10 protein-coding genes and 1 pseudogene are annotated in these 13866 nt (G+C 58.7%); 5 read left to right on the top strand and 6 right to left on the bottom strand.

Annotation, left to right across the window (positions count from 1 at the left end; all coding sequences use genetic code 11):
• Positions 1-13 precede the first annotated feature (13 nt).
• Entirely contained in the window at positions 14-1255 is a 1242-nt protein-coding gene (locus SIL87_RS02860; RefSeq protein WP_319612622.1) for a site-specific integrase, read from the bottom strand.
• A 123-nt stretch (positions 1256-1378) separates the two neighbouring features.
• Between SIL87_RS02860 and SIL87_RS02855 the strand changes: the two are divergent.
• Positions 1379-1528: pseudogene (locus SIL87_RS02855) on the top strand (transposase domain-containing protein); the annotation flags it as partial.
• A 626-nt stretch (positions 1529-2154) separates the two neighbouring features.
• Here the strand turns inward: SIL87_RS02855 and SIL87_RS02850 are convergent.
• On the bottom strand, positions 2155-3336 hold the full coding sequence (locus SIL87_RS02850; protein WP_319612316.1) for an IS256 family transposase: 1182 nt from the start codon (positions 3334-3336) through the stop codon (positions 2155-2157).
• Positions 3337-3608: 272 nt separating this feature from the next.
• On the opposite strand from SIL87_RS02850, the gene SIL87_RS02845 reads away from it, so the two are divergent.
• Positions 3609-4034 (top strand): hypothetical protein, encoded by a 426-nt coding sequence (locus tag SIL87_RS02845; protein ID WP_319612734.1) that lies wholly within the window; start codon positions 3609-3611, stop codon positions 4032-4034.
• Between the two features lie 191 nt (positions 4035-4225).
• On the opposite strand, the gene SIL87_RS02840 is transcribed toward SIL87_RS02845, so the two are convergent.
• From SIL87_RS02840 to SIL87_RS02825, 4 genes are all read right to left on the bottom strand, one after another.
• Positions 4226-6517 (bottom strand): FdhF/YdeP family oxidoreductase, encoded by a 2292-nt coding sequence (locus SIL87_RS02840; RefSeq protein WP_319612733.1) that lies wholly within the window; start codon positions 6515-6517, stop codon positions 4226-4228.
• Between the two features lie 103 nt (positions 6518-6620).
• Complete coding sequence (locus SIL87_RS02835) at positions 6621-6833, bottom strand: LysR substrate-binding domain-containing protein (RefSeq protein ID WP_405055205.1); 213 nt, start codon at positions 6831-6833, stop codon at positions 6621-6623.
• 263 nt (positions 6834-7096) lie between these two features.
• Positions 7097-8743: an AMP-binding protein gene (locus SIL87_RS02830; RefSeq protein WP_319612732.1), complete on the bottom strand. Its 1647-nt coding sequence runs from the start codon at positions 8741-8743 to the stop codon at positions 7097-7099.
• A complete protein-coding gene (locus SIL87_RS02825; protein ID WP_319612731.1) occupies positions 8740-9708 on the bottom strand; it encodes a cyclase family protein in 969 nt (322 codons plus the stop codon). The genes SIL87_RS02830 and SIL87_RS02825 overlap by 4 nt, the downstream gene beginning before the upstream one ends.
• A gap of 462 nt (positions 9709-10170) precedes the next feature.
• Between SIL87_RS02825 and SIL87_RS02815 the strand changes: the two genes are divergently transcribed.
• From SIL87_RS02815 to tcuB, 3 genes are read left to right on the top strand one after another with little or no spacing between them, the layout of a single operon-like run.
• On the top strand, positions 10171-11427 hold the full coding sequence (locus SIL87_RS02815) for an MFS transporter (RefSeq protein WP_319612730.1): 1257 nt from the start codon (positions 10171-10173) through the stop codon (positions 11425-11427).
• Positions 11420-12838 (top strand): FAD-dependent tricarballylate dehydrogenase TcuA, encoded by a 1419-nt coding sequence (tcuA, locus tag SIL87_RS02810; protein WP_319612729.1) that lies wholly within the window; start codon positions 11420-11422, stop codon positions 12836-12838. Before SIL87_RS02815 ends, tcuA begins: the two co-directional genes overlap by 8 nt.
• The gene (tcuB, locus tag SIL87_RS02805) at positions 12825-13841 is read left to right on the top strand and encodes a tricarballylate utilization 4Fe-4S protein TcuB (RefSeq protein ID WP_319612728.1); all 1017 of its coding nucleotides are present in this window, start codon (positions 12825-12827) and stop codon (positions 13839-13841) included. The genes tcuA and tcuB overlap by 14 nt, the downstream gene beginning before the upstream one ends.
• Positions 13842-13866: the final 25 nt, after the last annotated feature.

The following is a 13866-nucleotide window of genomic DNA, read 5'->3' as shown; positions in this document are numbered from 1 at the left end:
GATCTTAGGTCGATCATTGCGCGCCTCCCGGCCAGGGCCGACTCAATGTCCGCAGCGTTTCGATATCGACCTTCGCGTATATCCGGGTGGTGTCGTGGCTCTCGTGCCGCAGCAGCTGACCAATCTGGGACAAGGTTGCGCCGGACCGAAGCAGTTCGGTGGCGAGGCTGTGCCGGAAGATATGGGCACCGCGGTGTGCGCAGCCCTCAATTCCGACGCGATCAAGAGCCATTTTGGCGATCATCGTGATCGCACACCCAGAAGCAAAGCCGAGATGAGGCGCGAGCGTGCGAATAAACAATTGCCGACACGAGGCCTGTGGACGGCCATCGCGTAGATATGCAACGATGGCCGCGCCAACATCCGGCAAGATCGGCATTCGTGCGCGCTGTCGGCCCTTGGCACGAACGAGAATCTCGCCGGTACGCCAGTCGATATCATCCAAGGTGAGGGTCGCTACCTCGCCGGCGCGGAGGCCGAGCTTAGCCAGCATCATCAGAATGGCGTAGTCTCGCCGTCCCATAGGGGTTGCCCGGTCGCAACCGTCAAGCGCCCTCTGAACTTGGGTGGCGGTCAGAAAAGTGGGCAGTGCCGCGAATTTCCATCGTCGCATGGACGGCACACAATGGGCCAACGCGCGAGGGTTCAGCCCTTGATGGTGGAGGTAACGAAGGAAGACTCGCAGCGACGAGCACATCCCCTTCCCAGTTGCAGGGCTCCAATCCTGGGCGTGGCGCTCGATATAGCGGATCACTTCCACCTGACTGATCTTGCCTAGGTCGGCGTCGCCGGCGGGGCACACCTCGTGCAGGAACCTGCGGATAGGCGGGAGATGACGAACGATGGACTTCGGGGTCAGGCCGCGCTCTGTCCTCAGATAGGCAGCGAATTCACTAAAAATCCGATCTCGCGAGGTGGCAGGCGGCATCACCGCTGGCGCGATCGCACCTTCCTCGCGCAATACCGATAGCCATCGCTTCAGCGCGGATCGGTCGCCAGGCTGGATAGACTGCTTCCGAGCCCGATGCCGGAGATATTTTTCGGTCACTCGTTCATCGAGATCCGCCACCGTGCTGCGACGGCTTGCGATCCAACTCAACAGCCCCCCGACCACATTGAAAGATCGCCAGACGCCGTGTCGAACGAGCCCGTCTCTCACAATACGTGCTGCGTAGCGCTCGACAAGCTGGCCGTGCTGCCCGCCCTTGAGACGCTGGTACAGCCGGCTTCTAAGCAAATACTCTTCACAATTCATGTTCCTATTCTCCGCTGTTGAAAGCGGAGGCAGGGGACAAACTATGCCGAACCCATCAAGTCCAGGTCATCGCCATTTAGGGCAAAAATAAAACCATTCGGCATAGTTCGGCGGACGGCATAAACGGCAAAAATGAACGATGTCGATCCGCAGGCCTGGCTCGCCGACATCCTCGCGCGCATCGCCGGCCATCCGGTCCACCGGATCGAGGAACTGATGCCTTGGAACTGGATCGATCCGCAAAACCACAACCCAGTCGCACAGGTCGCCTGATCACCCCACTACAGCGATCCGTGAACGCCGAGCGGCTATCAGGACGCGGTCTTCGCCGGATGGATACTATCAACCGAAGTTTTCGATCCGATATCAATGGGCAGAGACGATGCACTGGCATATTGGGTATGAGTTCGTAGAGTACGCATCCTTGCCGAAAGAGCGAGTGGGCCATCCCGCTTTGAGGTATTGGATTTGAGGTGCGTATGCTGGGGGGCCCTACGAGCTGTTCAAGGCAGCGGCTGATTCATTACGCCAAGGGTCTGTCTTACCAGCTTGCCGCCAAGGGCATCCGGGTCAACGTCCTTTGGCGGGGCAACGCGTATTTCGAAAGTGGTGTCGGGGAGAAAATCGCGCGCGGCAATCCCGATAGATCAACATGACGCGAACCGAATTCGATCACAAAGTGTTGATCCTCTCGCTAGCGATTTAGTAAATTTTCTCGCCTAAAGCACCGTTTGATGTCGAAACATCGTCGGCGCGGAATTAGGTTTGTGCACCGGGTAGGAACCAATCTGGCCGATATCAGGGAGTATAGAAAAGCGTGACGACAGCGATATTTAGCTTCCCGGCCTCGGCCTACGTGATTGAGCAACCTGATGTCTGGAAAATAGGGCGAGCGGGGGTCAGGCATCCTGGTAGTCCCACTTGATGTAGCCCTTGGTGTCGGCGGCCCATTTTTCATCGATTTCGACGAGGACGGCGCTGACGAGGCGTTCGAGGGAGGCTTCGTTGGGGAAGACCCTGATTTTGGTGGTGCGGCGTTTGAGTTCCTGCTGGATGCCGCGTTCCATGGGGTTGGAAGTGCGAAGCCGGCGCTGGTGGGGTTCTGGCAGTGTGAAGACGGTGAGGCCTTCGGGGATATTTCGTTCGAGCCAATCGGCGAGCTTTGGTGCGGTGTCGCGATAGGCATTGACGAGGGTTGTGAGAGCGATCTGGGCAGCGGCGAGGGAATTTGCGTTCCAGACGGTCCGGAGTTCTGCGCCGATGCGTTTGCGGATGGCGTGGTTGGGGGCGTGGTGGATGGCGTTTTGGGCGAGGTGGAACTGGCATCGTTGCCAGTGTGCGGCGCCGAAGACGGCGCGGCGTGCGGCGTGCAATCCGGCATGGTCATCGGAGACGATGAATTCGACGCCTCGCAGGCCACGCTGATGGAGGCTTTCGAGGAAGGCACGCCAATGGACTTCGGCCTCGGAAAGGGCGACCGAGACGCCGAGGACACGGCGGCGTTCATCGGGTCCGATGCCGATGGCCGAGAGCACGGCGGCATCGCGGACGACGCCATTATCGCGCATTTTTTCATATCTGGCGTCGAGGATGAGGTAGCGGATCTCGGCGAGGGGTCGGGTGCGCCAGGCGGCGAGTTCGTCATCGAGCAGCTTGCTGGCGCGGCTGACCTGAGCGGAGGAGAGGCTTTCGATGCCGAATTCGCGCATGACGGCCTCGACGTCGCGGGTGGAGACGCCTTTGATGTACATTTCGGCGACGGCGACCATGACGGCGCGGACCGAGCGTCGGCCGCGTTCGAGGGACTGTGGGTAGAAGGGTTCGCCCACGTGACCGGCGGTTTTGGGGACATCGACGGTGATCGACCCGGCCGGGGTATCGATCCGCTTGGGCTTGTAGCCATTGGCGTAACCCTGACGATCGGGGTTGCGCTCGTAGTGACTGGCGTGGAGGAAGCGTTCGCGCTCGATCTGCATGGCGAGTTCGAAGGTCCTGGCAAATACCGTGGCGATATCGCCTGCGCCGTTTTCGATCAGATGTTCCAAAAGTGCCTCGATAATCGTATCCTTTTTGGCGTCCATTCATCGGTCTCCATGTTGGTGTGAACAACTGCATGGAATACCAGAATGAACAGCCCTTGCCGGGGCATGCCCCGGCAAGGGCACCAACTCCCAACCCAAAATGAATTTCCAGACGTCAGGTTACACCACCGGCCTACGTTCCTCTTGGCCTCGCCTTTTTTGGACTCGGCACCGGATACCTCATTTTCGGACCCCAGGAACTTTTTGGTTATCCGGCAAAGTCCGAAGCAACTGAAATCTCTAACGGTTGGTGGGGCTTTTGGATGCCCGGTATGCTTCAGTTCCTTTGTGGCACTTACATTCTTCTTGGCCTCACTTGGTTCCAGGTATTCAAAGGTCCTCCGCTCTACGCCGCAGGCATCGAGACCACTGTGTTTGGAATTCACTGGCTTGCTATGGGTCTCAGCCGTATCCGAGGGGGCTCGATCGTACCAAACGGATATATGTGTATTCCCTTTTTTCTCGTCTCGCTTCTTGGACTGATCGTTTTCTTCAATGCAGGAGATATGCCTGTGGCACTTCTGTTTGTGGGATTAATGACAGTCTACTTTTGTGAGTTTTTCTACTGTTTCGATTTTATGATGCCGCTTAGCCGAAAGGCTCTCGGTATCGCCCACATCGTCACGGGGCTACTGTTGATGTATCTCACCTACGGGATCGTTCTCAATCTCGCTCTGGGTTGGCACATCGACATTTAGCGAGAACTGGAGCGGCTGGGCGACAAACCTGCCGCCTGGCCGCTTCATTCTCGTCATCACATCTCGGAACGTTCAGTCGGCGCCTACGGATAGCGACTGACAGGTCACATTAAGCTGTATGTCAATTTGGCACCATGAAGCAACTGACCGGCTGAGCTGTATGCCCGAAGAATTACAGGGCTGTAATTCTGTTAGCCCATTGCCTCTGCTAGTACCGGGATCGACTTTGCCGCTGGCGTTTCTGCTAGTTCATCGTGATGACTCAGCGGTAACAACGCGTTGGTTTCAGGATAATATGCACCTATCGAACCACGCGGGATGTTATATTTTATGGCTGTAAGGTTCTCGACCACGCGTAAGGTTGCGTCAGTCGAGATTGTGCGTAACCGAATCTTGTCACCCGGCATGATTCCGCGCTCCATCATGTCCGCTTCATTCATCAGGACTACCATGCGAGTACCGGTGATGCCACGATACCGATCGTTATTGCTGTAGATGGTCGTGTTGTATTGATCGTGACTTCGCAACGTGGCGAGGCGAAGAACTTTGGGTTCATTGTTACGGGACTTTTCCTCCGCAACGCCCTTGAACACCAGAAAATTGGCACGTCCGGATTTGGTGTGCCATATCCGTTCACTCGCTGGATTGCGCAGTCGGAACCCGCCGGGTTGACGCACCCGGCGATTGAAATCGTGAAACAAATCGGGATAGACCGCCTCGATATCGTCGCGGATCCGGTCGTAATCCGCAACGTAGCCGTCCCAGTTGATATGGGTGTAACGGTCAGGGAAAATTGCTTTGGCCATGCCGCATACGATCGCGACCTCGGACATCAGATCCGGACTGACCGGTTCGAGCAGGCCGCCAGAGGCGTGCACAAAACTCATACTGTCCTCGACCGTGACCGATTGCAGCACGCCGTCTTGCTCGTCGAGTTCGCTGCGGGCACGGCAAGGCAGAATGAGCGCCTCCTTACCGTGGACCAGATGGCCGCGATTGAGCTTGGTATTAACCCCGACTGTCAGAGCGACGCTGCGCATCGCCGCGGCGGCCACCGGCGTATCGGGCACGGCGGCGACGAAATTGCCGCCCATCGCCAGGAACACCCGCACCTCGCCGCGGATCATCGCCTCGATGCTGGTGACCACGCCATGCCCGTGCGCGCGGGGCGGCTCGAACTTGAACACCTTGGCCAACTGATCGAGATAGGCTTCGGTCGGTTTTTCATCGATGCCGACTGTGCGGTCGCCCTGCACGTTGGAATGGCCGCGCACCGGTGAAATACCGGTACCGGGCCGACCGATATTGCCCCGCAACAGCAGCAGATTGACGCATTGCTGGATGTTTTCCGAGCCGTGGCGATGCTGGGTGATGCCCATGCCATACATCAGGATGACCGATTTGGCCTCGCAATAGATGTCCGCAACCTGTTGAAGCGTCGCGCGATCGAGGCCGGAGGTTTCGATGATATCAGCCCAGTCGGTCGCGTCGAGATCCGCGACAAAATCCTCGAACCCGTGGGTGTGGGCTGCGATGAAATCATGATCGAGCACACCGCTCCGCCCTTCGGCCTTGGCCGCGCGCTCGGCCTCGATCACAAGTTTCATCACGCCCTTCAGCGCTGCGGCATCGCCGCCGACCTTCACCTGGCAATAGAGATGCGCGATTTTCACGCCCTTGGACAGCATGTCCTGTGTGCTCTTGGGGTCGGCGAATTGTTCGAGCGCCCGCTCGCGCAGCGGGTTGAACACCACGATCCGCGCGCCGCGCTTGGCGGCATCGCGTAGCGTGCCCATCGCGCGCGGCGAATTGGTGCCGGGGTTCTGACCGATGTTCAAGATCATGTCGGCGTGTTCGAAATCCTCCAGCACCGAGGTGCCCTTGCCGATGCCGATCGAGAGCGGCAGGCCCCGACTGGTCGGCTCGTGGCACATGTTGGAGCAATCGGGGAAATTATTGGTGCCGACGAGGCGGCCGAGCAGCGCGAACAGAAACGCTGCCTCGTTCGAGGTGCGGCCGGAGACATAGAACTCGGCCTGATCCGGATGATCCATCGCGTGAATATGGCGCGCGATGGTCGCAAAAGCTTCGTTCCATGCGATGGGGACGTATTTATCAGTGGCAGCATCGTAACGCATTGGCTCGGTCAGCCGACCTTGTTCCTCAAGCCAAAGATCGGTCTCAGCCAGCAATTCGGTCACGGTATGGCGCTCGAAGAAGGCGCGCGTTACCCGTTTGTCTGTTACTTCCCAAGCGATTGCCTTGGCGCCGTTTTCGCAGAATTCGAAGGACGAAGTATGTTTCGGATCTGGCCAGGCGCAACCCGGACAATCGAACCCCTCAGGTTGGTTCGCGGCCAACAGCGCCTTGCTGCCGCGCGCCACAACGCTTTGCCGGCGTAAGGCTTTTGCGGTTGCAGCCAACGCGCCCCAGCCTCCAGCCGGAGCGTCATACGGGGCGAAAAACTCGTCTTGCTCTGCCATCAGTCGAGATCCTAACCTTATATCATTGGATATCGAAGATTTCCCCTCATGGCGCAAGCTCCTCCAGGATTTCTGAGGCCATAGGAGGTATACCCCGGTCAGGTCACAGGGCGCTTTCTGCCGCGAGATCCGCGATGCCGGAGATCAGGAATTTCTCGGATGTTTCAGCCCATGCCGCAACGAAACCAAGATCCCGAAGCCGATGGCCGCTCCGTAGCCGGACAAGTCGGCCATTGGCGATATCATCCCGAACGATGGCTGGCGGTATTGCGGCGATCCCGATCCCATCGAGCGCCATGCGAATGAGTGTTGCCATCGACGCACTTGCGAAAATTCGTGGCTGACCGCGGGTTCGTAAATAATGGTGAACAATATTTTCGATCATTTTACATAATTTTGATTCTGCCGCAGGAGTGTAGCCGCGATGAAGGGACCGGAGGATTTTGAAGGATAGTCGTAAAGCCGCGGCTTTCATTCTTGGTTGTGCTGAATCATTATGTGAATTGCTTATATGTGCTGCGCATCAGTCCAAAGTATACCTCAGATAACGCAGCCGGACATAATATACGATGGTTTCAATTAGCCACGAAGCTCGCGGCGGAGGATCTTGCCGGTGACTGTTTTCGGAAGATCCTCGATGATCTCCACCATTCTGGGATACTTGTATGCAGCCATGCGCTCCTTGCAAAAAAGGATGATGTCCGCAGGAGTCGTGGCCGCTCCGGGTTTAAGGCTGATCACCGCCTTCACCGTCTCGCCGCGGTAGGGATCCGCCACCCCAATTACTGCAGCTTCGCGCACTGCCGGGTGGGTATAGAGCACGTCCTCAACCTCGCGCGGCCAGACTTTGTAGCCTGCGGCGTTGATCATGTCCTTCTTGCGATCGACTAAGTAGAACCAACCTTCGGCATCCATGAACCCGACGTCGCCGGTGTGGAAACGGCTGTTGCGAATGGATTCGGCGGTCTTGTCCGGTTTATTCCAGTAGCCCGGCACCACCATTGGCCCCTGGGTCACGATTTCGCCGATCTCGCCGACGGGGAGCGGATTGCCCGCGTCGTCGCAGATCCACGAAATCGTGTTATAGACCGGTACACCGATGGCGAGCGCGCCTGAAGCTGGATCGACGGGGGCTTCGCGCGACAAGGGCACAACATGGGTCGGCGAATTGGTTTCGGTCAGACCGTAGCCGTTATGGATGTAGTGCCCAAAAGTTTTACGAAAGTCGACGACAACGCTGGGCGGGATCGGCGCGCCGCCCGAGTAGATCTTGGTCATTGACGCGAGTTTCGCGCGTGTGGCGCTCGGATGGTTCATCATTGCGATGAAGGCGGTGATAGCTCCGATCGTGAATTCAGCCCGGTGTTCCTCGATGGCATCGAGCATCACACCAGGCTCGAAGCGGTAGGTCAGAATCAAGGGGGCCGCGGTGATGAAAGCGGCAGCGACATGGCCGATCAGGCCGGTGATATGAAACAGCGGGGCGATCCCCAGAATCGGCGCACCTTCAGCCAGTTTGATCCAGTCCCGATAGGTTTGAGCATTGAATGCCACGTTGCCATGGGTGTTCATCGCCCCCTTCGGCACGCCAGTCGTGCCGGAGGTGTAAACAAGAAAGGCGATATCGCCCGCTTGGTAATGCGGCGTCACCGGGACTGGGCCGCCGGTGGTAATCGCGTCTCCGAAATCGATTGTATCGGCGATTTGCCGCTGCTGAGCATCGCCGAACAGGCGAGGATCATTTCGAGTTTGATAGCTCAGAACTGAGGTCGTGATCACGAGGGCGGGACGCAGGGTAGCATCGAGTGCGGCGATCACCGGTTCATAGCTAGAGTCGTGGCAGATCACTGCGTGGGGCGTGCAGTCCGCGAACAGGATGGCGATTTCTCGCATCCGGTTCATCGGATTGACCGCAACCGCGATGCCGCCGGCTTTCCAGGCGGCGATAATGGCAACGACAAATTGGGGCACGTTCTGTAGAAAAATTGCGAGCCGGTCTCCCGGCGCGAACCCATGAGCAGCTAAATAACCGGCGAGGGAATCACTTAGTTTGTCGAGTTCGTCGTAGGTGATCACGCCGTCGAAATACAGCAACGCCGCTCGCTCGCCAGAACGGGCGACGGCTGCTCGGAACATCGCAAGGACATCGGTGAAGTCGGGCGTGATGCTGGCGGGCTGATCCGCGTCGAACAGGCCGAGCCAAGGCTTCGTCTCGTAGGACGTCATTTGATTACCACAGGATTGACAGGTGCGCCGGTACCACCGGAGACTTTCAGCGGTGCCGCCGTGTAGAGAAACGTCCACTGGCCGTCTGTCATGCAGTCATCGGCCAGAGCGTCGAGGGCGGTAATTTCGGTGAAAGTGATTCCGAGATTTCGCATCAGCGCATTGTGCAGCGGCAGCACGACGCCGGAGATCGGATCGGCCGTAACCTCGTTGGCAATCGTGTCGGTGACCAAGTTGGGGATCTCCATTTCATGGAACCATTTCACCAACTCAGGCGAATAGGTCAGGCCGGGCTCGATGAAATTACTGTAGAATTCGGTCTTGTCGCGCTCATAGAACGAGCCGATCCAACCAGTGCGGATTAGCAGGATATCGTGTTTCTCGATGGCGGCACCCTGTCTGGCCGCTGCCGCGAGCAGATCCTCGTGGGTGAAGGTCTCGCCGCGATCAAGTACAGGCTTGTCGCGATGGCGAGCCATGTCGATTAATATGCCACGCCCGACAATGCCACGCTCAGCGATCGGCAAGACGCTGGCTTTGGTCATCTTGCCAGCGGTAGTGCGGGCATCGTAACCATTATAGAGTTGGTCGTCGCACCAGACATGACCCAGCGCGTCATATTGCGTCGAGCCCTGCAAATACATGATCAGCATATCGTCGGCATATTCGGCATGGCCAGGAAATGCCGGGCCTTTACCACACAGGTAATGGCCTTTGTCCATTACATTGACCCGTACTGGCTGCGCGCGGCCTGGCCAGACCGGATCGCCCTTGGGATGGCCGATCACTACCTGAAGCGTGAAGGTTTTGCCTTGCCGTACAGCTTGAACGCCACGGAGCACTTCGGCCTGTGTAAGAAAGTTAAGCGCACCAATTTCGTCGTCAGCGCCCCAACGTCCCCAATTCTTGGGATCGTTTTTCAGTAATTCGGACACCGGAATGTCCGCGCGCAATGTGCTGGCCATGATGGTTCCCTCCTAGTGTTTTTAATCGGTCTATCGCCGGATTCATAACGCTGCATCTGCAATCAGCCTGACGCAAGAGGCTCCAGGCACGGACGCTCTCATAGCGAACGGCCACGCTCCGCACCGCCAGGATCAACTCGACCTCCCGTAGGCTCAGGCTGAAGCAGTGATACAGCCAGACCGCGTGCTGGATCACCTCACCCGGATACCGGAAGCCGCGATAGGGATTTGATAAAGCCCTCATGCGCAGACTGCCATAGTCCGATCCGGCTGCCAACCTGACAGCACGATGGGACGGATCGCACCCGTGGTTGTCGGGCGGAAATGTCTCTGCCATAGCAACGCACCGACAGAACGAGCGGAGTCAAAGCTCAATGGGGAAATCTTAACATGCCAAGCATCGGATCAACGGAACAACCGCGCTCCGGCGCATCAGGTCCAACCCAGCGGCAGATTACCAAGGTGGCGATCGCCAGCATCGTCGGGTCCATCATCGAACAGTATGACTTTCTGGTCACCGGCGTCATCGCTGCCACGGTCTGGGGAGGGATTTTCTTTAAACTTCACGAGCTCGCTGCAGTGGCTGCGGCGATCGGGGTTTATGGCATCGGAATCATGATCCGCCCGGTTGGTGCCTATATTTTCGGTAACATCGCTGATCGTTCGGGTCGAAGGAACGCGATGGTCTATGCCCTTGTACTCATGGGCGTCAGTACCTTGCTCATCGGGTTGACGCCGACTTACGATTCCATCGGCGTCATCGCGCCGATCCTGCTGATCGTATTCCGCCTCGCCCAGGGAATCAGTTTCGGTGCCGAATTCGGGACTGCCTCGACCTGGGTGATCGAGCAGGCGGCGAATTCGAAATACCGGGGATTCTGGGGCGCCTGGGTCGGATTCGCTATCCCGATCGGCCTGCTGCTCGGCTTTGGTTCCGTCGTCTTCGTCAAATCCCTGATGAGCCCGGCAGATTTCATCGCATATGGCTGGCGGATCTTCTTTTTCATTGGCTTCGTGGTCGCCATAGTCGGCCTGATCATCCGGTTGCGGACCGAGGACAGTTTCCTGTTCGAAGGCCTCCGGACCAACCATCAGGTACTCGATTATCCGGCCAGGCGGGTCTGGCGCGAAATGCCGGGACGGATTTTGCGGATGTCGCTGGTGAATGCCATGTTCAGCGGCGCGTTTTTTCTCAGTTTCGTGTTTGGCACCAGCTACATGAAAGTGGTTGGGTTCACTGGTGGACAGGCCGAGGCGATCGGACTGCTGGCCGCCGCGTTTATGCTGGTCTTTATGATCATCGGTGCCTTTCTTGCCGATAAGGTCAGCCGGCGCGCGGTCCTGCTTACCGCTGCCATCACCTTTTTGATTTTTGCGATCCCCTATTTTTATCTCATCAATACCCACCACCTGCTCCTTGCGGCGATCGCCGAAATCATCGGCTTTGGATTCGTCTTCGGCTTCGGCTATGGCGCGATTCCGGCATTTTATACCGAGAATTTTCCCACTCGTTATCGCGCCTCCGGTGCCAGTGCGGCCTACCAGATCTCGCAAGTCTATGGCGGAGGTCTGATCCCGATCATGGCGGGGCTGATCCTGAAAAGTGTCGGAGTCAAGCATGCGTTCATCTATATCGGGCTTCTGGTGATGGTCTATGCGCTCGCCGCAATCTGGGCGATCCTCGCCACGCCGGACACCAAGGGTATCGACATTGCCTGATGACCTCCAACCCGGCGTGCTTGACCAAATCACCTGGGACGTTGCGGTGGTTGGCGGCGGCAATGCCGCGTTGTGCGCCGCCATCACTGCGCGCGAGGCCGGGGCGCACGTGGTTCTTCTCGAAGCGTCGCCTCGATCGTTTCGCGGCGGTAATTCGCGCCACACCCGAAATCTCCGCGCGATGCACGACCGTCCGGACGGGGTGCTGGTCGAGGCCTATGGCGAGGATGAGTACTGGGATGATCTGCTGCGGGTGACCGGCGGCCAGACTGACGAACATATGGCGCGCATGACCATCCGTGCTTCGGCCGGGGCGCCGGCATGGATGGCAGCGAGGGGCGTTGCGTTCCAGCCCTCGCTGAGCGGTACGCTTAGCCTTGGGCGCACCAACGCATTTTTCCTGGGCGGCGGGAAAGCGCTGGTAAACGCCTATTTTGCGACTGCGGAGAGGCTCGGGGTTCAAATACTTTATGATACCGAGGTCACTGCAGTGGCACTCAACGCCGGTCTCGTTCGTGAACTGACCTTGGTAAGCCGCGGATTTCCCGTCACCTTGCGTGCCCGCGCCGTGGTGGTGGCCAGCGGCGGGTTTCAGGCCAATACCAGTTGGATGCGCGAGTCCTGGGGAGAAGCAGCCGATAATTTCATCATTCGTGGCACCCCCTTCGCCAAGGGAACCGTGCTACGCGATCTGCTCGCACAGGATGTGGCTCAGGTCGGCGACCCAACCCAGTGCCACGCCGTTGCGATCGATGCCCGGGCCCCGAAATACGATGGCGGCATCGTCACCCGGCTCGACTGCGTGCCTTTCAGCATAGTCGTGGATTGTCATGGTCAGCGTTTTTATGATGAAGGCGAAGACGTCTGGCCGAAACGCTACGCCATCTGGGGCCGCCTGGTGGCGCAGCGGCCGGATCAGATCGCCTACGCCATCATCGATGCGAAAGCAGATCCCCTATTCATGCCGTCGGTGTTTCCCGCGATTCGAGCGGGGACGATCCGCGAGTTGGCTGAAAAACTCGGTCTCGATCCGGCAACACTGGAGGCGACCGTCGCGGGGTTCAACGCGGCGGTGGTACCGGGGTCGTTCGATGGCGCAAGGCTCGATGGCTGCCAGACCGAGGGGCTGGAGCCGCCTAAAACACACTGGGCCCGCACGATCGATACCCCACCGTTCAGTGGTTATCCGCTGCGACCGGGGATCACCTTCACCTATCTTGGTGTGAAGGTGAGCGAGCAGGCTCAGGTCCTTATGAATGACGGCCGCCCGGTCGCTAATTTGTGGGCGAGTGGCGAGATTATGGCGGGCAATATTCTGGGGCGCGGCTATCTGGCCGGCTTTGGAATGACGATCGGGACCGTTTTCGGCCGGATCGCGGGTGAACAGGCGGCACGATATGCACGAAACTGACGCGGCCATTCTTACCGAAGCCAACCGGGTGATGGAGATCTGCAACGCCTGCCGCTATTGCGAAGGCTATTGCGCGGTGTTTCCGGCCATGACGCTCCACCGCAGTTTCGCCGAAGCGGATCTGAACCACCTCGCCAACCTCTGTCACAACTGTAAAGCTTGTTACTATGCCTGTCAGTACGCGCCACCCCATCCGTTCGGGGTGAACGTGCCCCAGGCGTTTGCGCTGCTGCGCGATGAAACCTACCGGCGCTACGCTTGGCCTGCGCCGCTTGCGCGGCTGTTCGAGCGCAACGGCACCGTCGTATCGTTGGTTACCGCTCTTGTCGTGACGGCGGTTCTGCTGTTGACCGCTGGCCTCACGGCACCCGGCACGCTCGTTCATGCCGCCGTGGGTGCCCGTGCGTTCTACCGGGTAATTCCGTGGGCCGTGATGGCCGGGGTGGCGACCCTTGCTCTGGGATACGCGGTCCTAGCCATGACTATCGGTGCGGTGCGCTACTGGCGCCAGTGCGGTTCCGCCCAGGTAACGACCGCTGCTATCCTGCGCGGTGTTCATGATGCATTCACGCTCCGAAACCTCGGCGGAGGCGGCCAGGGCTGTAACGACAAGGACGAATCCTTCTCCACGACCCGGCGCTTGCTCCATCATGCCATGGCCTACGGGTTTCTCGCATGTTTTGCCGCGACTTGTACCGCCGCCTTCGCCGCCGATATCCTCGGCTGGCCAGCCCCCTATCCGTGGTTCAGCCTACCCGTTATTTTGGGGACGCTTGGCGGGCTCGGCCTGCTCGTGGGGACCAGCGGTTTGTTTGGCCTGAAATTGGTCACAGATCCCACGCCGTTGGCTCGCCGCCTCCTCGGCGGCGACATCGCGCTGCTGGTACTGCTTTGGCTCACTGCGGCGAGTGGCATGCTGGCGCTCGGATGGCGCCAGACATCAGCAATGCCCTTACTGCTAGCGATTCATCTGGGCCCTCAGGAATCCCCCCATTTTCCATAGGTCCAGGTATTGCGCCGATTCGCTG

The organism is Acidiphilium acidophilum (assembly GCF_033842475.1).
Classification (GTDB): domain Bacteria; phylum Pseudomonadota; class Alphaproteobacteria; order Acetobacterales; family Acetobacteraceae; genus Acidiphilium; species Acidiphilium acidophilum.
Note: the sequence above shows the minus strand (reverse complement) of the source record. Positions and strands in the feature narration are given on the sequence as shown.